The organism is Marinobacter mangrovi (assembly GCF_016798325.1).
Lineage (GTDB): Bacteria > Pseudomonadota > Gammaproteobacteria > Pseudomonadales > Oleiphilaceae > Marinobacter_A > Marinobacter_A mangrovi.
The window spans coordinates 236,831-260,345 of the sequence record NZ_JAERVO010000004.1 but is presented as its reverse complement, the minus strand read 5'-3'; the positions used below and the strand labels follow the sequence as shown (position 1 = coordinate 260,345).

Below are 23,515 nucleotides of genomic sequence, written 5' to 3'. Positions count from 1 at the left end.
AATCTACCCGAGTTCGTCGATCATGCGGCGACGCAGGGCCGGATCCGGCAGGGCCCCGTAGAGCGCGCCCATGTTTTCCTGCATGTGATCCACCCGTGTGGTGGCCGGAATGGCGCAGGTCACGGCCGGATGCGAAATGATGAATTTGAGGAAGTACTCCGCCCAGTTCGTCACGCCCGCCTCGCCGGCCCAGTCGGGCAACGGCCGGGATGCAAACCGGTCAAACAGGCGCCCGCCCTGGAACGGTCGGTTGACGATAACGGCGATGCCCTTGTCCTGCGCCAGCGGCAACAGGCGCGCCTCCGCTTCCCGGTCCAGGACGTTGTAGGTCAGCTGGACGAAATCCAGCGGCTCCCGTTTCATCAGCTGCTCCAGATCGCCGTGACGACGCCCGTGGGAGGTGGTGACGCCGAGGTAGCGGACCTGTCCCTCGGCCTTCATCGCCCTTAGCGTCGGCAGATGACCGTCCAGCCCCAGCAGGTTGTGGACCTGGAGCAGGTCGAACTGGTCGATGCCCCAGAGTTCGCGGGAATGGGCCGCCTCCCCGCGGGTGGCGCCTTCGTCACTGGTCCAGATCTTGGTGGCGGCGAAGACGGTCCCTTCGCGTTGGAGACGTTCCAGCAACCGGCCCATAACCGCTTCGGCGGAGCCATACATGGGGGACGAGTCCACCAGGGTGCCGCCCTCGCGGAAGAAGCGCTCAAGGACGTCGGCTCGCTGGTCCAGTAAACCCGGATCGGAGCCGACGTTGAAGGTGCGCCAGGTGCCCATGCCAATCGCCGGCAATCGTTCACCCGTCGACGGGATCGGGCGCCGGATCGGCGCGGACTGTGCCGCCAGCAAGGGCGCATGGGACAGCATGGCCAGGGCGGTGAGACCGCCCAGGAAGCGGCGACGGCTGAACGGGATCGTCATGGCGCATACTCCTGTTTACCGGCCGCAACGCAATGCAGCCGGTGTGTCTGTCACAGGAGATTGTACGCCTGCAGCGCCCATCAGTTCATGAGCGCTTCACCGCGTAACGGCGATCCAGGTAACGCAGGATGTCGGCGGATTCGAACAGACCCTCACCGGTATTGGGGTCTTCGAGATACGGGACCTGGACCCGCTGATGATGGCTGAAAAAGGCCTCCCGCTTGCCCCCGGGCAAGGGAGTGTAGGGCCCCGGTTTGATACGCTGCACGGCCGGCCCGATCTCGGTCCAGTGCTCTTTGGCCAGGTTGTGCAGGCGATACGGGATCTCCAGTTCACACAGGCGCTCGCGCACCGGACGTGAATAGGGACTGCCCTCGAAACTCCACAACGACAGCGATTTTTCCGGACATTGTGACGCCTGCACCCGCGTGCCCCGCAGTCCCCGGACGGCACTGGCCAGGCTGCCCAATACCGGCTGATAGGGACGGGACCGGTAGTACGCGGGCACGGCGCGTTGGCCATAGGTCTGGAACAGGTACTCGACGATATCGGTGGATTCGTACATGACGGTGCCCGTGTTGTCGTCCACCAGCAGCGGGAACAGCTGCTTTCCGCCGACCCGCTCGGCTTCCGGCCGGAAGCGCCGACCGCCTTTCGGGCAGGGGCGAATGTCCACATCCAGCTGCAGCGCGGACAGGGCTTCCCGAACCCGGCGGCAGAAGGGGCAGCCTTCCATGTCGTAAAGTACCAACGGCAGAGCAGGCTGCTCTGCCTGACGGACCACCATGCAACCACGCCAGGCGGTCAGCGTGGAGGTCAGTGCCGATCCGAGAATATCGAGATGAAAAGTCAATGGATTCCCCATGGGTCCGGTCCTTTGTCGTCTTCACATCAGGCAACGCCTCGCGGGAGGCTGCCGATTGCCATGAATGACCACGATTTCAACACATTACATTCTAACTGCCGTTGGCTGGATCGCCTGCTGTGTCGTGCCATCCCTGCCGTAGCCTTTACAAGTCACAACAATTTCGAGCTAAAAGATGCATTTACTGGCCAGATTTAACGTTATGTATAAAAATCAGTCATAGGCGAAGCCGTGCATTCTGGGCTATTTTATGGGCGAGTCTGGGAAAAACAGTGCTGAACAAACTGTCCTCCCCGCAGTGTCTCGATAATCGCTCTTTTGCGCTGATACTCGACATTTTCTAGAGGGTGAACATCATGCCATCCACAACCGCTTTCCTTCGGAAAAGTGGTCGGGGTCGCCCCCTGTCTCTCGCACTGACACTGCTTGCCGGACTGTCGGCCGGTACCGCCGTGGCCGACGGTCCCAGACTTTCGCCCTGGTCGGAAAACATCGTGGATGCCACGGTGCGCGCCATGGACAGCAAGCAGGCCATGAGTGTGGCCGCCGTGCCGCTGAACGGTCCGGGTCTGCCCCAGTACATCAATGCCGACGAGCCGATGAGTCCCGGCTCGATCATGAAGTTGGTGACCACCTACGGTGCCCTGGAAATCCTCGGGCCGACCTACCGCTGGGAAACCCGCTTTTCCACCGACGGCCAACTGGTGGGCCACACCCTGCAGGGTAATCTCTATGTGACGCTGTCCGGCGACCCGCATCTGGGCATGGAGCGGCTGTGGACCGCCTTTTCCGAACTGCGCGGCATGGGCATCGACACCATCGACGGGGATCTGGTGCTGGATGGCACGGTGTTCAACCTGCCCAACGGCCTGCCCGAATTCGATGACAACGGCGACAACGACTACGCGCCGTTCCTGGTAAAGCCCTCGCCCTACCTGACCAATTTCAACCTGACGCATTTCCAGGTGCGGGCCGACGAACGGGGCACGACGGCCTGGGCCACGCCGGCGCTGAACGCCATCATCATCGACAACGACGTCACGGCCCTGCCCGCCGGTCGCTGTCCGTCGCATCACCATTTCGACTGGACGCCGACGTTCCATGACGACGGTACCATTACCGTGCGGGTGACCGGCAAGTTGCCGGAGGGCTGCCGAACCACCAAATACTATTCCCTGATGCCGGCCCCGGACTACACCGCGGCCACCATTCAGACCGTGTGGGCCCGGATGGGCGGTCTGATGACCGGCCGCTGGCGCACCGGTGAAACGCCGGACGACACCCGGTTGCTGATGACGTCCGACTCGCCGGACCTGGTCACGACGGTGCGCGATATCAACAAGTGGAGCAACAATGTGATGGCCCGCCAGTTGCTGCTGGCCATCGGCGCTGAAAACCGGTTACCCACCGATGCGGATGACCGTGAGGCGGGGATTCGCAAGGTAAAATCCTGGCTGGCCAGTAAAGGCGTGGACACCGAAGGCCTAGTGATCGACAACGGTTCCGGCCTGTCCCGGGCCAGCCGCATCAGTGCCCGCCAGGGTGCGCAGATCCTACAGGCCGCCTGGAAGAGTCCCTATGCCGCCGACCTGATGTCCTCCATGCCGCTGATCGCGATGGACGGCACCATGCATCGTCGTCTGCGCAACACCGGCATGGCCGGTCTGGGGCGGATCAAGACGGGGTATCTGGAAAACGTCCGGTCGATCGCCGGCTTCACGCGGGACACCAACGACACAACCTGGGCCGTGGTGGGTCTGGTGAATCATGCGCCGGCCTGGAACGGTCAGGCACTGCTGGACAAGGTGCTTTACTCGCTCTATCTGCAGCCGCCGGTGGAAACCGCTTTCTCCAAAGCCCCGACGAAGGCATCGACGGAGGTTCGCTGAGGCGAATCTCCAGTTTGTTTATTCTTCAGGACTTAACTCGTGCCGGGAAGCAAATGGGCACCCTTGCCTTCGCTGGAATTGATGGCCATCCGTGGCCGCAATTCCGACCGGCACGTCCTTGTGCCTCCTTCGGCAAGGGTGCCCATTCGCTTCCCGATCAAATCACGAGTTAACGCCTCCTTCGAGTCCGGGTCATCCGCGGTCCGTCTTAAACGGTCAGATAACCGCCATCGACATTGATGGCCGTACCCGTGGTGTAGGTAGATGCATCGGACACCAGGTACAGCACAGTCCCGGCCATTTCGTCCGGATTCGCCATGCGGTTCATGGGGATGTGCATCAGTGCCTGCTTCTTGATGGCGTCGTTGGTGGTCAGGGCACTGGCGAACTTGGTGTCGGTCAGGCCCGGCAACAGCGCGTTGACGCGGATGTTCTGCTGGCCCAGTTCTTTCGCATACGCCTTGGTCATGGAGATGACGGCGGCCTTGGTGATGGAGTAGATGCCCTGGAAATGCCCGGGCGCCACGCCGTTCACGGAGGCCACGTTGACGATGGCGCCGCCGCCCTTCTCTTTCATCAGCTTGGCCGCTTCGGCACACATGAAGAAATAGCCGCGGATGTTCACGTCGACGGTTTTCTGGAACGCCGCGAGTTCGGTGGTTTCGATCGGGCCGAAATGGGGGTTGGTGGCGGCGTTGTTGACCAGGATATCCAGCTTGCCGTGGGTCTCGCGGATGTGGGCCCAGAGGCCTTCGATCTGTTCCATCTCGCCAATGTGACAAGCGTAGGCTTCCGCCTTGCCGCCGTTGTCACGGATGCTGCCGGCGACGGCCTCGCAGCCCTCCAGCTTGCGGCTGCTGACGATCACGTGGGCGCCGTTGTCCGCCAGCAGGCGGGCGATGCTCTCACCGATACCACGACTGGCGCCGGTCACCAGCGCGGTCTTGCCGGACAGGTCAAACAGGTTCTTCTGACTCATAGGATCTCCCGTTAAATACAGACAGGAAGCGCGCCGCACTCAGCGGAACGTCACCAGTTCCGGTGCGGCGTCTTCGAGATGGGCGTAGTTATTGAAAACAGCCAGGTTGCGACGCTGGCCGGAAAATAGGATGCGGGTGACGCTGGTGTTGGCGATGACTTCGTTCAGTCCCAGCGCCCGGCGATCGTCCAGGCCCAGCAGCGACTGCACCACGACCGATATCGGACCACCGGAGCTGGCCACCAGCACGTCGCCACCGCCGGCATGGGCGATGGCTTCATCCAGAGCGGCGCACACCCGGATCTGGAAGTTTTCCCAGGTCTCCGAGTAATCGCCTGGAAACTCGCCGCTCACCCAGCGCTGACACGCCTCGACAAAAGCCATCTGGAAGGCCTTGGCCGGCTTGGGGTGTTGCGCCAGGTCGCGCGCCATCGCTTCGCGGTCGGCCCACTCCGGCTTGAGGGCATGCACCACCGCCTCATGGTCAAACTCGTTGAAACCGGCATTCATCTGCAGGGCTGGCAGCGGCTGGCCATAGCCTTCAGTGATTGCGGCGACGGTTTCCTGGTGGCGTTGCAGGTCGCCGCTGAACACGGCGGTGGGCGTCACTTTGTCCGCCAGCCAGCGTCCCAGCACCCGGCCCTGCTCCCAGCCGGTCTTGGACAGCTGATCATAGTTGGCTTTGCCGAAACTGGCCTGCCCGTGACGGATCAGGTAGAGCGTTGCCATTACAGGTCACTCGCCTCGATCAGCCGCTGACAGCGCTTCTCCAGATAGTTCGCCGCATGGCCGAACATCGCGAAGCGTTTGTCCTGGGTCTGACCGTGGTAGAAGCGGTAGTAGATCTGCTGGATGATCACGGCGAGGCGGAACAGGCCGTAGATCTCGTAGAAATCGAAGCGGTTGACCCGGTAGCCCGAGCGGTCCATGTAATACTCGACCACTTCGTCACGAGTCAGCATCCCCGGTCGGTGCGTCGGCTGACGCCGCAGGATCTGGAAGGGTTGCTCGTCGTCCGCCTGAATCCAGTAGGCCAGGCTGTTGCCCAGATCCATCAGCGGATCGCCGATGGTGGCCATTTCCCAGTCCAGCACGCCGGTCACTTCGAACGGGTTGTCCGGGTTGAGCACCACGTTATCGAAGCGGAAATCGTTGTGGATGATGCACTGGGCGATGTCGTCCGGCATCTTGTCGTCGAGCCAGCTCATCACCGCTTCGAAGTCGCCCACATCCTCGGTGCGCGCCTTGCGGAAGCGGTTGCTCCAGCCGCCGATCTGGCGCTGCACGTAGCCCGGGCCCTTGCCCAGCTTGTCCAGCCCGGTGGCGACCGGATCCACGGTATGCAGGTCCACGAGCTTGTCGATCACACTGTGGCACAAGCGCCGGGTATCCTCGGCGGACAGGTCGAAGTCCTTGGGGAAATCCTGGCGCAGGATGATGCCCTTGAACCGCTCCATCACATAGAAGTCGCAGCCCAGTACGTCGTTATCGTCGCAGATGGCGATGATCTCCGGCACGTACGGGTAGACCGGCTTGAGGGCCTTCATGACCCGCGCTTCCCGCAGCATGTCGTGGGCCGACTTGGCGATGTGGCCGAACGGCGGGCGACGCAGGACAAAGGAGCGATCGCCGTAGTCCACCTGGTAGGTCAGGTTCGACGCACCGCCCGGATACTGACGGATAGACGGCTCGCCGGTCAGTTCCGGCAGCGCCTGCTTCATGAACCGGTCGACCGCCTGCGCGTCGAGTTCTTCGCCTTCGCGGATATCAACCGCCTGATCAATCTGTGTCATAAATCGGTTGTCCTCCCGAACGGAGTCGTTCGTTTAGGCGTTGCCGCCAAACTTGTTCATCCAGCGCTTGCTTTCCTGGTGCATCAGCCAGTCGAAAGCCCAGGGTGCGTGGCGCTTGAGGATCCACATGCGGCGTTCCTTCACGTGTGGGAGCACCCAGAAGTCGCCGTTGGATTCGGCCCGGTAGATGTCTTCCGCCACGTCGTCCGCGGTGACGCCGGAACGCTTCATCAGCTTCTTGACGTTGGTGTCCATGCCCGGCTTTTCCGAACGCATGGAGTCGGTCAGGTTGGTCGGGAAGAACGCCGGGCACACGCAGCTCACGCGAATGCCGTCGTCCCGCAGTTCCATGCTCAACGTTTCGGACAGCGCGATCACGCCGGCCTTGGAGACGTTGTAGCTGCTCATCAGCGGCGCCAGCATCAGTCCGGCCATGGAGGCGATGTTAATAAAGGCGCCCTGCTGCTGTTTCTTGAACAGCGGCGTGAACGCCTTGCAGCCACGGACCACGCCCATCACGTTGATGTCCAGGATCCACTCCCAGTCGGTCAGCGTCGTCCCCTCGATGCTGCCACTGGAAGCCACCCCGGCGTTGTTGACGACGACATCGACGCCGCCCCACTGCTTTTCCAACTGGTCCCGGACCTGCTCCAGATCGGCAATCCGGCGCACGTCGCTGGTGACGAACCGGCCTTCACCGCCGGCCTGGCGGATTTCCTCTTCAACCAGGGCGCCCTGCTCGGGATTGATGTCGCCGATACACACACGGGCGCCCTCGCGGGCATATCGCAAGGCAATGGCACGCCCGAGACCGCTGGCTCCGCCGGTGATAAAAACGCGTTTTGTCATGCTGGTGTCCTGTTGTTTTGCTGAAGCACGGAAAGGCCCCGGTCCATCCTCATGGCCGGGGCTTCTTGTGATTCCGGGGCGCTTCAGGCGTATTTTTTGAGTTCCAGTTTAGCCACCGTACCACGGTGAACTTCATCCGGCCCGTCCGCCAGGCGCAGTACCCGGGCGTAGGCGAAGAGCTGCGTCAGCGGGAAATCGTCGTCGCTGACACCGGCGCCGCCATGGATCTGGATCGCATTGTCGACGATGGTCTGCAGCATCTGCGGGATCACCGCCTTGATCATGGCCACTTCACTCAGCGCGCCCATGATGCCTTTTGTATCCAGCAACCACGCGCACTTGAGGGTCAGCAATCGCGCCTGTTCAATCGACATGCGGGCGTTGGCGATGATGTCCGGGTTGCCGCCGAGCTTAGCCAGTGGTTTGCCAAAGGCTTCCCGGCTCATGGCGCGCTTGATCAACAGCTCGAGCGTGCGCTCCGCGGCGCCGATGGCGCGCATGCAGTGATGCACCCGGCCCGGCCCCAATCGGCCCTGCGCAATCTCAAAACCGCGACCGGGCCCGACGAGAATGGCGCTCTTGGGCAGACGGACTTTGTCGAAACTGACCTCACCGTGGCCGTAGGGCTCGTCGTAGGAGCCAAAGACCGGAAGCATGCGCTCGACCTTCACGCCCGGGGTGTTCCTGGGCACCAGGACCATGGAATGCTGGCGATGCTTGGGCGCTTCCGGATCGGTCAGCCCCATGAAGATGATCATTTCGCACTTCGGGTGGCCAATGCCGGTGCTCCACCATTTGCGGCCGTTGAGGACCACGTCGTCGCCTTCCACAACCGCCGTCGCCGACATGTTGGTGGCATCGGACGACGCCACGGCCGGCTCGGTCATACAGAAGGCCGAGCGGATCTCGCCGCTGAGCAGACGCGGCAGCCACTCGGCTTTCTGCTCGTCGGAGCCGTAATGGATCAACACTTCCATATTGCCGGTGTCCGGCGCGTTGCAGTTGAAGATCTCCGGGGCGATAAAGCTTTTGCCGGTTTCTTCGGCGATCAGGGCGTAGTCGGAGTTGAGCAGGCCACAACCGTGCTCCTCGTCCGGGAAGAACAGATTCCACAGGCCCTGTTCGCGAGCCTTGGCTTTCAGCTCGGCGATAACCGGCAGCTCCACCCAGCGGTTGTCGAGCCCGGCCATCTCGGCGTAGTAGTCCGCCTCAACGGGCTGGATCTCATCGCGGATGAACGCCTTGACGCGTTTCAGGTAATCCTGACCTTTTTCTGAAGGGGTAAAGTCCATAGCAATCACTCCCGGAGCAACACGTGATCATCAGGGGAAGCCCGCCCAACGGGCCTCCCGGAACCACCGGACCCATTGCGTGCCCAGTCGTTCTCCTCAAGCGTAGCCGCAGTCTACTTTTGGGCCAGCGCATTAGACCACTGAATTATTCTTATCATTTATTATAAAGTAGACTTATATCCTTACCGATTTCGGGAGCCGACCGATGAACCGCCTCGACCTGAACCTGCTCCACGTGTTCGACACGATTTTCCGGGAGGGCAGCCTGACCCGCGCCGCCCGCGCCCTGCATCTGACCCAGCCGGCGGTCAGCCATTCCCTGTCGCGCCTGCGGGATCATTTCAACGACCCTCTGTTTACCCGCCAGGGCAACCAGATGGTCCCCACGCCACTGGCCCGGCGCTTTGCCGAAACCATGCGCCCGGGACTGACCCAGATCCAGAGCGCCGTGAACCAGTTTCATGCTTTCGATCCCGCGCGCCAGCACAAGACGTTTTCCCTGGGGTTGCGGGATATCCTGGAATCCACTTTCCTGCCGCAACTGATGCAGAACCTGACGAGCTATCCGGAAATCGAGGTAGTCAGCCAGCGCATCGCGCGTCGGGAGATGGAAACGCAGCTGGCCTCGGGCAAGCTGGATTTTGCCGTGGATGTGCTGCTGCCGGTGAGCAATCAGACGTCACACGAGCTGCTGCGTAAAGACCGACTGGTGGTCATCGCCGGCAAACACTATCCCGGCATCGAGGAGGGGCTGTCGTTGGATCAATACCTGGCCGCGCGCCATGTGCTGGTGTCGTCACGAACCGAGGGGCCGGGGATTGAGGATTTTGAACTTTCCCGCCAGGGCGTGCATCGGCGCATCGCCCTGCGCTGCCAGCACTACTACGCCGCCTGCCGGGTGGCGGAAAACACCGACCTGCTGGTCACCATGCCGGAAACCTACGCCCGCATGATTGAGCAACAGGCCAACGTTCGCGTGCTGCCACTGCCGACCGACATGCCGGCGCTTAACGTGCATCTATACTGGCATGCGGCTTACGAGAAGGAACCGGCGCTGCTTTGGTTCCGCGAACAGCTGCACCAGGTGGCCTCAAACCGCCCCGACCAACCATAGCAGGACAAAGAAACCGCTGGCCGCCAACGCCAGACTGACCGCCACGACCAAGAAGCCCCAACCGACAGCGGCGCCGTCGGACACGGCAACATCATGGGCCCGCGCTGTTCTGTAAAACGCCCAGGGGCCGAGGACGAAGGCCCCGAACACCATGATCACCAGCCCCACGGCCACGCCGGCGAATGTCCAGGTGGCCAGTACGGTGCTGCGATCGGCCAGCTCCGCCTCCACTCCGTGACGACGCAGGAAATAGCGGGAGAACAGCCAGATCAGGCCATAGAGTGCGGCGACCAGAACGATGCCGACGATCACGACAACAGCGCGATAAATCATGCAGAACAGAACCTTACTGTGTTGAGGCGCACCAGATTAGTCCGGAAAGTGGGGTTCCGGCAAACTTTCGAAGCCGGGCCGGGCAAACAGGTAGCCCTGGAACAGCTCGATGCCAAGCGACCTCAGCCACCGGTACTCCGCTTCGGTTTCCACGCCTTCGGCAATGGTGCGCCCGCCCAGCCGCTGCATCATGGTCTCGATGCCCGCCACGATGGCCTGTTTGTTGGGTTCGTTGTCGATGTTGCGGATCAGCCCCATGTCCAGCTTGAGCAGGTCCGGTGGGCTGGCCATCAGCAGATCGTAACGCGGAAAACCGGCGCCGAAATCATCCAGCGCGGTCTGGAAACCCATGCCCTGGTAGCTGCGGATGATGTCGGCCAGATGGTCTGCGGACGTCATCGCTTCATTTTCGACCACCTCGAAGATGATGTTGCGCGTATCAAATCGATAGGTCTGCGCCGCCGCCAGAGTCGTGCGTATGCAGTATTCCGCCTGATAGACCGCGTTGGGCATGAAATTAATGCTGAGCCGCGCGGACATTCCCAATCGCGATGCCAGCTTGACCGCCTTCACCCGGCAGATCTGGTCAAAGGCATAGCGGTTGCGCTCATTGACCCGCGCCAGCACCTCGCCGGCCCCTTCGCCGGATGCACCGCGCACCAGTGCCTCGTAGGCATAGACGGAGTGATCGCGCATATCGATGATCGGCTGAAACGCAAAACTGATCTCAAAATCGAGACCCTCGCCACAGGCGCATTGCTCACAATGGGATTCGTCAAAGAGGACGGCTGGCTGATTCACTCGTTACTCCGGTTTCTGCTGTCTTTTACTCAACCTTGTCATGACTCTAGCATGCCCGAGGTTCATTGCGAGGGATGGCAGGACCGTTCTGTAACGCTACACTGAGGGCATCCAGCACGGACCGGGGGTCCGTGACCCACCATCCCGCAACCTGAAGGGAGTCCCGTATGACAGCCACCAAGCGGATCGCGGTTACACCTGGCGACGGCATCGGGCCGGAAGTCGTTGAACAGGCCGTTCGCTGTCTCGATGTCCTGCGTGAACGCTACCACCTCGACCTGGAGTGGGAGACGTTCGACTGGCCGTCGCATCGTTGGCACCAGGCCCACGGCGAGATCATGCCGGCCAATGCACTGGAACAGTTGCGGGACTTTGATGCGATCCTGCTGGGTGCGCTGGGCGACCCCGGCCCGATGACCGACCCGAACCGCTATTTGCTGCCGGACAGCATCTCCCTCGCGCCGCTGCTGCAGATGCGCAAAGGCTTCGACCAGTGGGTCTGCGAGCGGCCGGCCCGGCTCCTGCCCGGTGCCCGCCAATACCTGGCCGACGAACGGGCGCGGGATGTGGACATGCTGGTCATCCGCGAGAACAGCGAAGGGGAATACGTGGCCCAGGGCGGCCGGCTGCGGCCCGGCAGCGAGGACGAAGTGGCCACCCAGATGGAGGTGTTCACCCGCCGCGCGACGAACCGGATTATCCGCCACGGTTTCGAGCAGGCCCGATCACGCGCCCGGGCGCGCCAGGAATCCGGCCAGACGCGGCAGTTCAAGACACTCGACGGGCGCACCTGCGAGAGCCAGGTCTGCATCATCACCAAGCGCAATGCCCTGCGTTACTGGGGGGATATGTACACGGAGGCGTTTGCGGAGATTGCCGCCGAATACCCGGACGTGGCGACCCATCACGAACTGGTGGACGCCGCCTGCATGAAGTTCGTGCAGTGCCCCTGGGCCTTTGATGTGGTGGTGGCGAGCAACCTGCAAGGGGACATCCTGACGGACCTCGCGGCGGTCCTGTCCGGCGGTATGGGCGTGGCCCCCTCCTGCAACCTGAACCCGGACGACCGCTCCATGCCGTCCATGTTCGAACCGACCCACGGCAGCGCGCCGGACATTGCCGGCCAGGGTCTGGCGGATCCGACCGCGATGCTGTTCACGGCGGCGCGTATGCTCACCTGGCTGGCCGAGGAATCCGGCCCGCTGGAGGAAGCGGCCGAAGCCCTTCACAATGCGGTCGCCGCCGACCTGGCCGAACACAGCGGTCAGCGGCGCAAGACCCGGGAGATCGGCGACGCGGTCATCGCGCGCCTGAGTTGACGGGTTGAGTGGTCCGATGGTTACGCCGCTTACTTGGCGGCGTAACCCAGCTTCTTGTCGACGATGTTGAACAGGCTTTCCCCGGCACTCCAACGATCGAAATTGTCCAGGAACTGCTCAGTCAACGCCCCTTTCCAGCCGATAAAGTCCCCCGCCATGTGAGCGGTGATCAACACGTTCTCGCGATCCCACAGGGGATGCTCCGGAGGCAGGGGCTCCTCTTCAAACACGTCCAGACCGGCCCCGGCGATCTCCCCGGCATCCAGAGCGGCGACCAGATCATCGGTTTTGACGATCGGTCCCCGGCCAATATTGATAAACCGTGCGGTCCGCTTCATGGCCTGGAAGGCCTTGCGATCAAACAACCCTTCGGTTTGCGGCGTCAGCGGTGCGGCCACCACCACGAAATCCGCCAGCCCCAGCTGCTCCATCAGGTCATCGTTGCCGTGGACCGCTTCGAAATCCGGGTCGCTGTCACGCGCAGTGCGGGCCGTGCCGTGCACCTTGAGACCAATCGCGCTGCACAGGCGGGCAATCTGACGGCCGATGGAACCCGCGCCGACAACCAGAACCCGCTGCCCCTGGGCCCGTTCGGTATCCCGGTGCTTCCACTGGTGAGCCTGCTGCAGTCGGATCGAGTGGGGGAAATCCTTGCAGTACATCAGGATCGAACACAGCACGTATTCCGCAATGGTGCGGTCAAAAATGCCCTGGGCATTGGTCACGGTCACGTCGCTGTCGATCAGGGCCGGGAACATCAACGCATCCACACCGGCGCTGGTGGCGTGGATCCATTCCAGCTTGTCGGCCTCCGGCCAGGCGGCCTCGAAGGCCTCCGTCCGGAAGTCCGTCACCATCATCACCCGGGAACCCGGCAGGGCGTCCCGCAGCGTCGCCTCGTCCGAGGCAAAACGCACTTCAGCCCGCTTGCGAACCGCGTCCATACCGGGCGGTTCCTGTTCTCCGGGAGCGGTCAGGACGGTCACAATCGGCTTGTCGGCTTGGGATGTCATGGGCGGCCTCGTCGTCGGTTTGGCATTCCTTTGGAAACACTCTGAACACCCTGAGTGTGTCGGGGCTCTTTGCCCCGGTCAACCTGACCCGGGCATTCCACGAAAATACGCATGCTCAGGCCCTTGCTCCCCTTTCGGATAAAAACTAATCTGCGAGGGTAAGTCTTCGTTAAGGCGTAGCACACAGGCCGGGACACCGGCGTGACGCCGTTTCGGCAAAAGCAGGCCTGATCCACGGATCCGGGCTTTATTGTCCATCTTTTCCTACCTCTGCCAGGAGATGCTTATGGCCGATGGAGCAAAGCTCAATAAAGCCAGCGACACCGCACCACGCAAGATGAAGTACCGCAAGACCAAGGCCCGTTGGCATCCGTCGATGCAGGCCATCCCCGTGCCGGGCATCCGCCGCATGGTGAACATGGCGGCGAGCATGAAGGACGTTATCCACCTGTCGATCGGCCAGCCGGACCTGCCGACGCCGAAGCACGTGGTGGATGCCTACATCGATGCCCTCAACGCTGGCCAGACCGGCTACACCATGGACGCCGGCCTGCCTGAGCTTCTGGTGGCTCTACGCGACTACTATGGCAAGCGCTACGACCGTAAGCTGACCCGCGACAATATCCTGGTTACCTCCGGCGCAACCGAGGCCATGTACCTGGCCCTGTCCGCAACGTCCGCACCGGGTCGCCAGTTCATCGTGACCGATCCGTCGTTCCTGCTCTACGCGCCGCTGATCCGCATGAACGGCGGTGAGGTGAAGTTCATCCCGACGCGCATCGAGAACAACCACCAGCTGGATCCCGACGAGGTGATCGCGGCCATGGGGTCTCGCACCTTTGCGGTGGTCCTGAACTCGCCGAACAATCCGACCGGCGCGGTGTATCCACGCAGCACCATCGAAACCATCGTGGAAGAATGCGCCTACCGGGGCATCCAGATTTTCAGTGACGAGGTCTACGACCACCTGATCCTGGACGACCAGGAATACGCCAGCGTGCTGCGCTGCAGTGTCGACCTGGACAACATCATGTGCATCAGCAGCTTCTCGAAGACCTACAGCATGGCCGGTCTGCGGGTGGGTTGGATCATCTCCAGCCAGGCGACCATCAAATCCCTGCGGCGCTATCACATGTTCACCACCTCGGTGGCCAACACGCCGTCCCAGTTCGCCGGCGTCGCCGCGCTGACCGGCGACCAGCAGTGCATCCGGGACATGGTGTCGATCTATCGGGAGCGGCGCGACCGTGTGGTGGAGCTGGTGGCGCAGACACCGCACATGACCGGCTATCATCCGGGCGGCGCCTTCTTCATCTTCCCGGACCTGCCGAAGCATGTGGACGGCTCGGATCTGGCCCTGAGGATGCTCAAGGAAACCGGGGTCTGTGTGGTGCCCGGTGATGCGTTCGGGGAGAACACGGCGAACGCCGTTCGTATCAGCTTCTCGGCGCCACTGGAAACGATCGAGGAAGCCTTCGACCGGATGATTCCGTGGATGGCCAAACAGCAATTCTGACACTCTCTGGAGAACGCCGGCCCGGTGAACGGGTCGGCCTCAACCCTCGTGCTACTTGAACCCGCCCACATCCAGTGCCCCTACTGCTGGGAAACCCTGGAAGTCAGTGTCGATCCGTCCGTCCCGGAACAGGACTACGTCGAGGATTGCCAGGTCTGCTGCCAGCCCATCCTGATCCACGTGCGTTTTGGTGAAGACGGCGAATTGAGCATCGACGCCGAAGCCGAAAACGATTGACTTCAATCGCTCCAGGCTCGACGCAGATCGTCGAAGTGCTCGATGACGTAGTCGGCTCGGTCGGCATAACCCGCATTCCGCGCATTGCGATACAGGCCACCCGCCATGCCGGCCCGCCGCGCCGTGGTCAGGTCATCGACGAAGTCGCCGATGTAGGTCATGCGTTCCGGCGCCACACCGAAGGTGTCGGCAATCTGCAGCAGGCCGGCCGGATCCGGCTTTGGAGGCGCATCGTCCCGGGTCAGGATCAGATCGATGCCCAGTGAGATCGCCGCGTTGGTCGCCGCCACCGCTTCACGACTGTTTCGGGTCAGTACGGCAACCGGGATGGTCTGTCGGTGCAGGTGCCGCACCAGGGCTTCGGCACCCGGCATCCAGCTGGCGCTTTCGGCACCGGCCATTTCAAAGCGATGAATGATGGCGTGCGCCCGGGCGGCTTCCGCCTCCGACAGGGTCGCCATATGTTCCAGCAGACCAATCCCTTCGGGAAATCCCAGTTCCCGGCGGATCGCCCGGAAATCGAGCCCGGAATCCACCAGTGTGCCATCAAGATCAAATACCACGGCGTCGTAGCGCGCCACTGTCGTCGTCATGGTTGTGCCCATTGCTCCGGCTTGTGTCGACTCCCGGCATCCGGCAGGATGAAAGTTGCTGGCCACGGCCAGACATCCCTACCGAACTGAAACGGAGTCCCGTTCATGCCATTTTTCCAGCGTGCAGTCGGCCCTATCCTGGCCTTCGCTGCAGCCCTGACCCTGTCCGGTTGTGCTTCCCTGTCGCCCTATTCGGTGAGTGAAAATACGCTCGAAGGCTACCTTCAGAATGCCGTCGCCGATTTTGACCGGCAACAGCTCAAGGCGGGGTCGCCACTGAGCGTATCACTGGACCAGGCGGATATCACGCTGGGGCCGGACGGCCGCGAAGTGGCGGTGCTGGATATCGCCGGCCAGGTCGCCGTCAATGCCTTCATGACCAAACTGCCGGTCGACCTGAAGCTCAAGGTGGAAGGCGCGCCGGTCTATGACCGGGAGGAACGGGCCGTCTACATCCGCCGGCTGAAGCTGCTGGACAGCAGCATCGACTCCCAGTTTTTCAAGGGTGACCTGAAACCGGTGACGGACAACGTCATGCGCCTGGTCGCCCAATGGCTGGAGACGGTGCCGGTCTATCGACTGGATGAGAACAGCTTCGCCGAGCGCATGATCGGCATGGCGCCGGTGGACGTGAAGGTGGTGCCCGGCAAGTTGGTGCTGGTGCCGGCGGAATGATCCCCGACGGCATTACCCTGGCCGACCTGCTCCTCGCCAACCTGTTCCTGCTGGCTGGCGCCTGTCTCCAGGGCGTCGCCGGCTACGGTATCGGCACGCTGTCAGCGCCCCTGCTCTTCCTGTTGAGCCCCCTGTTCGTGCCCGGTCCGCTGGTGGTCAACGCCGTGGTGCTGGCCATTCTCCTGCTACTGCGCAATCGCGCCAGCATCCGTTTCCGGGAGGTCCGCTATGCCATTGGCGGCAGCATTGTCGGCACGACCCTGGCGGGACTGACGCTGGCTGTGATCACCGGTGCGGCCTTCGATCTGATGTTTGGCGCATTGATTCTGTTCGGTGTTCTGCTCAGCGTGGCCGGGCTCCGCCCGGCCCTGAATCCTCGTAACAGCGTCATCGCCGGAGCCGCAAGCGGTTACATGGGCACCGTCGTGGCCGTGGGTGGCCCGCCGATTGCCATGATCTACCAGAACGAGAAAGGCCCGCTGGTGCGGGCCAATATGTCGGCGTTCTTCCTGTTTACCAGCTGTGCCAGCATCGTCGCACTGTTCTTTGCCGGGCGACTGGGTTTGCTGGAAATGAAGCTGTTCCTGTTCACCCTGCCCGGCGTCGTGATCGGCTTCCTGATGTCGGCCACCCTGGTCCGGCGCCTGCCGTTCTCCGCGATGCGGCCCCTGATTTTGGGGATTGCGGCGGTGGCTGGCGTCGGCGCCCTGATTCGCGGCTTAACCGGCAGCTGAGGCCTTGTAGGTGGCCGCACTCATCTCTTTCTGCAGTGGCAGCAGATCGAATACCCGCTGGGGATTGCTGGGATCGACCAGCGTCGTCGGCGTCAGATAGACCCGCGGCGTCTTGTACAGCAGCTTGATCGCCTGCCAGTGGGTCGGCGCCACGTAGCGCTCCGGATAATGCGTCTCCAGCCATTCGCGCAGGCGCGGTGCCTTGTTGGAGGACATCTTCGGGAAGAAGTGGTGCTCCACGTGATGACTGAAGCGGTAGTGCAGCCGGTCCAGGATCGGGTTGGTGCGCAGGCTCATGGAGTTATCCAGCGGATTGTTGGTCTCGGTCTGCGGCCGCAGGAAGTGATTGGTCAGGATATAACCCTGCCCCAGCGCGTTGGCCACCATGAACGGAATCACCACGGTGAAGATCGCCAGCGGTCCTGAGACCACCGCCAAGGCCAGCCAGGCCGCAACGCACGCGAACGACTGGATGATCGCCCGACGCCGGTTGAAACCCTTGAACTGTTTACGACGCTTCGCCTGCAGCCACAGTACGATCTGCGCATGCATGGTGAAGGAATAGGTCAGGAACAGCAGGCTGTACCAGGTGCCGGATCCCGGCGCCAGCTTCGGAAACTTGCGCTGCTTGGGATCCGCCTTGTAGCGCCGTATGGTGCCGAAACTGTCCGGATCCGTATCGCCCATGTTGGTATGGGCATGATGGATCGAGTTATGCCACTTGCGCCAGAACTCCGGCGGGGCGACCAGCGGCCCGAAACCCAGCCAGCCAAAGAAATTCTGCCAGCGGCGACTCATGCCGAGTGCACCGTGCAACACCTCATGCGCCAGCAACGCCTGGCAGCCGATGGTATGGCCCAGTACCAGCGCCAGCCCCAGGTTGGCATACCAGGGCAGTCCGGCCATCAGGATCGTCAGCACGCAGCCCCAGATCACCAGTTGTAAAGGCAGGAACCAGATCACCCGCCAGCTCTGGGTCTGGAAGGTATCGGCCGGCAGATCGCGGCGCATCTGGTCGCGCAGCGCGCGTTCGTCCTGTTCGCCAAAGGTCTGGCCAGGTATGGATTCAGGTTTTACAGCCGCATTCACGGGAGCACCTCTGCATTTCAGCGTACATGTGTGCGCTGAATTTACCGAAGGCGTTGCACCTTGGCAATAGCCTGCGGATTATTTTTTGATCATTTTCGGCCATTACTGATCCATATCAATAAATTAGATGACAGAGATATGACAGGTATGAAAACAGGAAAAAGTACAGGCGTACGTTAAACATGACATCCCAGGGGCGGGACCGCCAGCCAGGCTTCGGCGGCGCCTCAATGGCGACCAAATCAGACGCCGGGAGCCTGGAACCAATGGAGCTCTTTACGGCCCCCTCAGCGACTGGCAGGCAACGCGAATATTTGAAGCAACTGGAGTATGTAGCAGATGCTTCAGCTTCTGAGGCGCCGAAGGCGCCCGGTGAAGGCTTTGAATTGGCCTGCTTGGCATTGCAACCAACGTTTCCGGTCGTCGTCGGAAACCAGGCAGCCCTTCAGGCTGCTCCGAAGCTGAAGCATCGGCTACATGCCCGAGTTGCCTTTTGCTTCATAACAAGTCAGCACCCACAAAAAAGCCGCTCGGCGAGGAGCGGCTTGTTCGGATCCGGGCGGCTAATCAGCTGCCGGAAAGCGAGGTATCGGAAGGATCAATTTCCATCTGCTGGATGGCAATAACGGCCTGCGTCCGGTTGCGAACGCCCAGCTTGCGGAACACGGCCGTGATGTGGGCCTTGACCGTCGCCTCGGACACATCCAGATCGTAAGCGATCTGCTTGTTCAGCAAGCCTTCGGCCAGCATCCCCAGCACCCGGAACTGCTGCGGTGTGAGGGAAGCCAACTTGTCGGAGAAGTCGGTGACGTCCGCCTGCATCCGCTCCAGCTTTTCCGCGACACCGGCCGGCAACCACACTTCGCCATCCAGCACATCGCGAATCGCGCCGGTGATTTCCGGCAGCGGTGCGGATTTGGGGATAAAGCCGGAGGCACCATAATCGATGGAGCGACGCATCACCTGCAATTCTTCAGAACCGGAGACGACCACCACCGGCAATCCGGGATACTGACCGCGCATGAATACAAGACCGGAAAAGCCGTGTGCGCCCGGCATATTCAGGTCCAGCAGCACCAGGTCAGCGTCGGGATGCTCCTCGACCGCGGCCTGCAACGTCTTGATACTGTCGACCTCCACCATCTGGGCATCCGGCACGGCCTCGGATACGGCCTGGCGCAGAGCCGCCCTGAAGAGCGGGTGATCATCGGCAATAATTATCTGCTGAACCATCGGGCGTTTGGCCTCCTTCATGACGTCTTGGCGGAAACGGACATGATGGGTGCCGTTCCCGTGCGTTGAGTGAATGATAGCACGCGCAGGGAACACTCTGACCAATTCCCCGGATAGACAAAAGCCAGCAGACGCTGGAAACGCCTGCTGGCCCGAAACAAATCACGGTCGCCGACGACTGTCAGATGGCGACCGGGCAAGTCCGTTTACTTGAACTCGCGATGTTCGATCAGCTCGTCCACCACACCCGGGTCGGCCAGGGTGGAGGTATCGCCCAGCTGATCGTGCTCGTTGGCGGCGATTTTGCGCAGGATGCGGCGCATGATCTTGCCGGAGCGGGTCTTCGGCAGCCCCGGCGCCCACTGGATCACGTCCGGTGATGCGATGGGGCCGATCTCCTTACGCACCCACTGGACCAGCTCCTTGCGCAGCTCGTCGGAAGGCTCCTGCCCCTGGACCAGGGTGACATAGACATAGATGCCCTGCCCCTTGATCTCGTGCGGGTAACCGACCACCGCGGCTTCTGCCACCTTGTCGTGGGACACCAGCGCGCTTTCCACTTCCGCCGTGCCCAGACGGTGACCGGAGACGTTGAGCACGTCATCCACACGACCGGTGATCCAGTAGTAGCCGTCTTCGTCGCGGCGTACACCGTCACCCGTGAAATAGCGGCCTTTGTAGGTGCTGAAGTAAGTCTGTTTGAAGCGTTCGTGATCACCGTAGATGGTGCGCATCTGCCCCGGCCAGCTGTCGAGCATCACCAGGTTGCCTTCGGTGGCGCCTTCCAGGATGTTGCCGTCGTTGTCGACAACCGCCGGCTGCACGCCGAAGAACGGCAGCGTGGCCGAGCCAGGCTTCAGGTCAATCGCGCCCGGCAGCGGCGAAATCAGGATGCCGCCGGTCTCGGTCTGCCACCAGGTATCCACAATCGGACACTTGGAGTTGCCGATGACCCGGTAGTACCACTCCCAGGCTTCCGGATTGATCGGCTCACCCACCGACCCGAGCAACGTCAGACTCTCGCGGGTGGTGCTGGCCATGCAATCGTCACCCTGGGCCATCAAGGCGCGGATGGCCGTCGGCGCGGTATAAAGCACGTTGACCTTGTGCTTGTCGACCACCTGCCCCAGGCGCGACGCATCCGGGTAGTTCGGCACCCCTTCGAACAACACGGTGATCGCACCGTTGGCCAGCGGGCCATAGAGAATGTAGCTGTGGCCGGTGATCCAGCCGAAGTCGGCGGTACACCAGTAGACGTCGCCCTCGTGGTAGTCGAAAATGTACTCGTGGGTGATCGATGCATACACCATGTAGCCGCCGGTGGTGTGCAGGACACCCTTCGGCGCACCGGTGGAACCGGAGGTGTACAGCATGAACAGCGGATCTTCCGCGTTCATCGGCTCCGGCGGGCAATCCGCGGAGGCGCTCTTCATCAGGTCTTCGTAACGCGCGTCCCGGGATTCATCCCAGGGCACGTCAGCGCCGGTGCGGGTCACCACGACCACGCGCTCGACCTCCGGCACCTTGTCGCTCTGCAGTGCCTTGTCGACGTTCTTCTTGAGCGGAATGGTCCGGCCGCCGCGCACGCCTTCATCCGCCGTAATCACGAAACGCGACTGACCGTTCTGGATGCGGGCCCCCAGCGCTTCCGGCGAGAAGCCGCCAAAGACCACCGAGTGGATGGCACCAATCCGCGCACAGGCCAGCATGGCCACGGCGGTTTCCACGATCATCGGCATGTAGATGGTGACCACGTCACCTTTGCTGACACCCAGCGTCTTCAGGACGTTGGCAAACTTGCAGGTCTCGGCGTGCAGTTCGCGGTAGGTGACGTGACGGGACACCGAGGGCTCGTCGCCTTCAAAGATGATGGCCGTCTGGTCGCCCCGCTTTTCCAGGTGACGATCCAGGCAGTTGGCACTGGCATTGAGCTCGCCGTCTTCAAACCATTTGATCGACAGGTTGTCGTAATCGTAGGTGGTGTTCTTGACCTTGGTGTAGGGCTTGATCCAGTCGATTCGCTTGCCGTGCTCGCCCCAGAAAGCCTCCGGGTCCTTGACCGACTGTTCGTACATCTTGTCGTATTTGGCTCGATCAATGAGGGTGCGCTTCTTGAACGCATCGCTCACTGGATACACAGATTTGTGTTGTTCTGTCATCGTGCTCCCCTTACTTATGGATCGGATTTATCGTTATTGGAATCGTCGGAACCATCAAGGCGCCTGCGCGAGGTACTGACCGGGCGCTGGGTTTGGTTGCCCCGGTCCTGAGATCGGCAGGCCGTGTAGGCGGCCTATCGGGCAGCGTTGCGCAGACCCTCTCCATTTTCCGTTAGTTCAACACGGTGCCTCTCACTGGTTGAATTAGACTAACGTACTATTAAGACAAAACTTTGTAGGCGGCCCAAAGGGTTACCTGAGCCACCTGATACGGATTTGGACACGCCAACAAAGCATAGTTCCTGAGGGGGCGGGACAACAAAACCCGGACCGCAAAAGGCCCCGTTTGCCAGGCAACCGGCCGGCAACAAAAAACCCCGGCGCGAGGCCGGGGTTGAAAGAAGACGCGGCGGAAGGCTCAGGCGGCCTTGCGCTGCTTGCGGGTCTTGAGCCGGTAGAGTTTGCGCTCGCTCAGCGCGTACTTGTTCAGACCCGCCAGGTGGATCTTGCGCAGGTAGGTCGGCCAGTCGATGCGACGGGCATCCACCGGGAACAGATTGCGATCCAGTTCCCCCATTCGATCGGCCAGCTCCAGCAGCTGCGCGTTGTCGAACACGTAATCCGGTGCCGTGTAGAAACCGAAAATGGTGGCCAGCGACAGCGTCGTGTCGATGTTGCGCAGGGCCTTGAGCTCACGCTCGCTGCCGGCCAGCTTCAACGCCTGGTTGAACACCTTCAGCGGTAGGCGCGCACCACTCATCATGGTGTCGAACAGACGACGATTGACGGCAATGAAGGGTTTCCGTGGCTGACGATAGAACAGCTTGTCGTAGGTGGCATAGTTTTCTTTGGCCTCAGCCATCAAGTGGTCGATGAATTCGCCCAGGTTGATGGGATTGCCCGAACCACTGCAGCACTGGTAGATCCGGTGCGCTGTCGGGGCACTCAGACTCTCTGCCAGCGACAGGATAATGCTGTTGCCCACCAGGTCTGCGGGAATCACATCAATGATGCCGCTGCGTTTTCCCGGGAACAAAGCCACTTTCTCACGGGCGTAGGCGAGGATGATCGCATCGGCCACCTTCACGCCTTCAATCCAGCCCGGCGCCGGCTCTTCCAGGGCGCTCTCAATAATGGAGGGGCGCAGGACGGTCAGCGAGGACGCTTTCAAACCGCGGGCGAGGATCTGCTCCCCCATCCACTTGGTGAAGGTGTAGGTGTCGCTCCAGCCATAATGGTTGGCTTCGCGGATGCCCAGTTCCACCAGTTTCTTTTCCAGCACCTGGCCGGAATACCGGGCCTTTACGTCGGCGATCTTGTCCTGCAGCAGGTGGATCAGTTCGTCCACCTCGTAGACGCCGTCGCTGTCCCGGCTGATGCCGCCGTGGGCCGGGCTGACCGTCGCTTCGCGGGCCAACCCCGGATTCATGCCATTGACGTAACAGGTCGATACCTGAACCACGGGCAACTCACCGCCGGCACGGGACAGATCGATGATGTTGTTCAGGCACAGGGCGTTGATCTGGAGGGCCTTGTCCAGCTCCTCCCGGAAGTTGACGCTGGCCGCGGAATTGATGACCGCATCCAGGCGGCCGGCCAGCTCCTGGAAGCGGCTTTCCGACAGCCCGAAGTGGGGCTCGGTCACCTCGCCGGTGACACAATGTACCTTCTGCTCGAGGAACAGTTCGAAGGCATCCTGATCGTCCATTTTGAGACGCTCAAAAACAGAGGAACAGGCAATCTCGTTGACGAAACGATCCTCCGCATCCGGGTGTCGGCGGTTGCCACGGATCAGGAGGTGAATGCCCCCAATATCCGGTACGGCACGGATCAATTTCTCCAGGACCACCTTCCCCAGAAAACCGGTTGTTCCGGTAATCAGCACATGCTTCCCTTTCAGTGCCTTCAGAACATTCGAACCGCTGTTTTCAACGGTGTACGGCATGACGAAACTCCTTCTCGATATCACAAGCCAGTGTCTGATGAATAACTTGAGGAATGCATCAACCAGGCCAAAACCCTGAAATCAATGCACAGATAACCGCCATACTTCCTAAGTTGCTGAATCGGGGGAAAGGATTTTCAGGCAACAAACACATACGCCGGGACACCCGCAT

22 protein-coding genes are annotated in these 23,515 nt (G+C 61.6%); 7 read left to right on the top strand and 15 right to left on the bottom strand.

Going from position 1 to position 23,515, the window contains the following annotated elements; all coding sequences use genetic code 11:
• Positions 1–3: 3 nt before the first annotated feature.
• Both JL474_RS14180 and JL474_RS14175 read right to left on the bottom strand, forming a co-directional pair.
• Positions 4–915: an aldo/keto reductase gene (locus tag JL474_RS14180; RefSeq protein WP_203142558.1), complete on the bottom strand. Its 912-nt coding sequence runs from the start codon at positions 913–915 to the stop codon at positions 4–6.
• A gap of 85 nt (positions 916–1,000) precedes the next feature.
• Positions 1,001–1,780, bottom strand: coding sequence for a glutathione S-transferase N-terminal domain-containing protein (locus tag JL474_RS14175; RefSeq protein ID WP_203142557.1), 780 nt, complete (start codon positions 1,778–1,780; stop codon positions 1,001–1,003).
• Between the two features lie 356 nt (positions 1,781–2,136).
• Here JL474_RS14175 and dacB point away from each other — a divergent pair, with 356 nt between their 5' ends.
• On the top strand, positions 2,137–3,669 hold the full coding sequence (dacB, locus tag JL474_RS14170; protein ID WP_203142556.1) for a D-alanyl-D-alanine carboxypeptidase/D-alanyl-D-alanine endopeptidase: 1,533 nt from the start codon (positions 2,137–2,139) through the stop codon (positions 3,667–3,669).
• Between the two features lie 208 nt (positions 3,670–3,877).
• On the opposite strand, the gene JL474_RS14165 is transcribed toward dacB, so the two are convergent.
• The 5 genes from JL474_RS14165 to JL474_RS14145 all read right to left on the bottom strand — a co-directional run bounded on the left by JL474_RS14165 (position 3,878) and on the right by JL474_RS14145 (position 8,582).
• Complete coding sequence (locus tag JL474_RS14165; protein WP_203142555.1) at positions 3,878–4,648, bottom strand: SDR family oxidoreductase; 771 nt, start codon at positions 4,646–4,648, stop codon at positions 3,878–3,880.
• Between the two features lie 39 nt (positions 4,649–4,687).
• Positions 4,688–5,377: a histidine phosphatase family protein gene (locus tag JL474_RS14160; protein ID WP_203142554.1), complete on the bottom strand. Its 690-nt coding sequence runs from the start codon at positions 5,375–5,377 to the stop codon at positions 4,688–4,690.
• On the bottom strand, positions 5,377–6,441 hold the full coding sequence (locus JL474_RS14155; RefSeq protein ID WP_203142553.1) for a phosphotransferase family protein: 1,065 nt from the start codon (positions 6,439–6,441) through the stop codon (positions 5,377–5,379). Before JL474_RS14155 ends, JL474_RS14160 begins: the two co-directional genes overlap by 1 nt.
• Positions 6,442–6,474: 33 nt before the next feature.
• On the bottom strand, positions 6,475–7,290 hold the full coding sequence (locus JL474_RS14150) for an SDR family oxidoreductase (RefSeq protein ID WP_203142552.1): 816 nt from the start codon (positions 7,288–7,290) through the stop codon (positions 6,475–6,477).
• Between the two features lie 83 nt (positions 7,291–7,373).
• Positions 7,374–8,582: an acyl-CoA dehydrogenase family protein gene (locus tag JL474_RS14145; protein ID WP_203142551.1), complete on the bottom strand. Its 1,209-nt coding sequence runs from the start codon at positions 8,580–8,582 to the stop codon at positions 7,374–7,376.
• A gap of 205 nt (positions 8,583–8,787) precedes the next feature.
• Between JL474_RS14145 and JL474_RS14140 the strand changes: the two genes are divergently transcribed.
• Positions 8,788–9,696, top strand: coding sequence for a LysR family transcriptional regulator (locus JL474_RS14140; protein WP_123635311.1), 909 nt, complete (start codon positions 8,788–8,790; stop codon positions 9,694–9,696).
• On the opposite strand, the gene JL474_RS14135 is transcribed toward JL474_RS14140, so the two are convergent.
• On the bottom strand, positions 9,673–10,029 hold the full coding sequence (locus tag JL474_RS14135) for a hypothetical protein (RefSeq protein WP_123635312.1): 357 nt from the start codon (positions 10,027–10,029) through the stop codon (positions 9,673–9,675). The genes JL474_RS14140 and JL474_RS14135 overlap by 24 nt on opposite strands.
• A gap of 36 nt (positions 10,030–10,065) precedes the next feature.
• A complete protein-coding gene (locus JL474_RS14130; protein ID WP_203142550.1) occupies positions 10,066–10,830 on the bottom strand; it encodes an EAL domain-containing protein in 765 nt (254 codons plus the stop codon).
• A gap of 167 nt (positions 10,831–10,997) precedes the next feature.
• Here JL474_RS14130 and JL474_RS14125 point away from each other — a divergent pair, with 167 nt between their 5' ends.
• Positions 10,998–12,149, top strand: a complete 1,152-nt coding sequence (locus JL474_RS14125; protein WP_123635314.1) for an isocitrate/isopropylmalate dehydrogenase family protein — start codon at positions 10,998–11,000, stop codon at positions 12,147–12,149.
• Between the two features lie 29 nt (positions 12,150–12,178).
• Here JL474_RS14125 and JL474_RS14120 read toward each other — a convergent pair whose 3' ends face one another.
• Positions 12,179–13,162, bottom strand: coding sequence for a D-2-hydroxyacid dehydrogenase (locus JL474_RS14120; RefSeq protein WP_203142549.1), 984 nt, complete (start codon positions 13,160–13,162; stop codon positions 12,179–12,181).
• A 286-nt stretch (positions 13,163–13,448) separates the two neighbouring features.
• On the opposite strand from JL474_RS14120, the gene JL474_RS14115 reads away from it, so the two are divergent.
• Complete coding sequence (locus JL474_RS14115; protein ID WP_203142548.1) at positions 13,449–14,678, top strand: pyridoxal phosphate-dependent aminotransferase; 1,230 nt, start codon at positions 13,449–13,451, stop codon at positions 14,676–14,678.
• A 48-nt stretch (positions 14,679–14,726) separates the two neighbouring features.
• A complete protein-coding gene (locus JL474_RS14110; protein ID WP_203142547.1) occupies positions 14,727–14,915 on the top strand; it encodes a CPXCG motif-containing cysteine-rich protein in 189 nt (62 codons plus the stop codon).
• 2 nt (positions 14,916–14,917) lie between these two features.
• Here the strand turns inward: JL474_RS14110 and JL474_RS14105 are convergent, their stop codons facing one another.
• Positions 14,918–15,508 carry an HAD family hydrolase gene (locus JL474_RS14105; protein WP_236012264.1) on the bottom strand — a complete coding sequence of 197 codons (591 nt, stop codon included), beginning with the start codon at positions 15,506–15,508 and terminating at the stop codon, positions 14,918–14,920.
• Between the two features lie 105 nt (positions 15,509–15,613).
• Between JL474_RS14105 and JL474_RS14100 the strand changes: the two genes are divergently transcribed.
• On the top strand, positions 15,614–16,183 hold the full coding sequence (locus JL474_RS14100; RefSeq protein WP_123635318.1) for a DUF1439 domain-containing protein: 570 nt from the start codon (positions 15,614–15,616) through the stop codon (positions 16,181–16,183).
• Positions 16,180–16,917, top strand: a complete 738-nt coding sequence (locus JL474_RS14095) for a sulfite exporter TauE/SafE family protein (protein ID WP_203142545.1) — start codon at positions 16,180–16,182, stop codon at positions 16,915–16,917. The genes JL474_RS14100 and JL474_RS14095 overlap by 4 nt, the downstream gene beginning before the upstream one ends.
• Here the strand turns inward: JL474_RS14095 and JL474_RS14090 are convergent.
• The 4 genes from JL474_RS14090 to JL474_RS14075 all read right to left on the bottom strand — a co-directional run bounded on the left by JL474_RS14090 (position 16,903) and on the right by JL474_RS14075 (position 23,343).
• Positions 16,903–18,006, bottom strand: coding sequence for a fatty acid desaturase family protein (locus tag JL474_RS14090; protein WP_123635320.1), 1,104 nt, complete (start codon positions 18,004–18,006; stop codon positions 16,903–16,905). The genes JL474_RS14095 and JL474_RS14090 overlap by 15 nt on opposite strands.
• Before the next feature lie 567 nt (positions 18,007–18,573).
• Positions 18,574–19,239: a LuxR C-terminal-related transcriptional regulator gene (locus JL474_RS14085; protein ID WP_123635795.1), complete on the bottom strand. Its 666-nt coding sequence runs from the start codon at positions 19,237–19,239 to the stop codon at positions 18,574–18,576.
• A 206-nt stretch (positions 19,240–19,445) separates the two neighbouring features.
• Positions 19,446–21,398, bottom strand: coding sequence for an acetate--CoA ligase (acs, locus tag JL474_RS14080; protein ID WP_203142544.1), 1,953 nt, complete (start codon positions 21,396–21,398; stop codon positions 19,446–19,448).
• 418 nt (positions 21,399–21,816) lie between these two features.
• On the bottom strand, positions 21,817–23,343 hold the full coding sequence (locus tag JL474_RS14075; protein ID WP_203142543.1) for a fatty acyl-CoA reductase: 1,527 nt from the start codon (positions 23,341–23,343) through the stop codon (positions 21,817–21,819).
• Between the last annotated feature and the right edge of the window lie 172 nt (positions 23,344–23,515).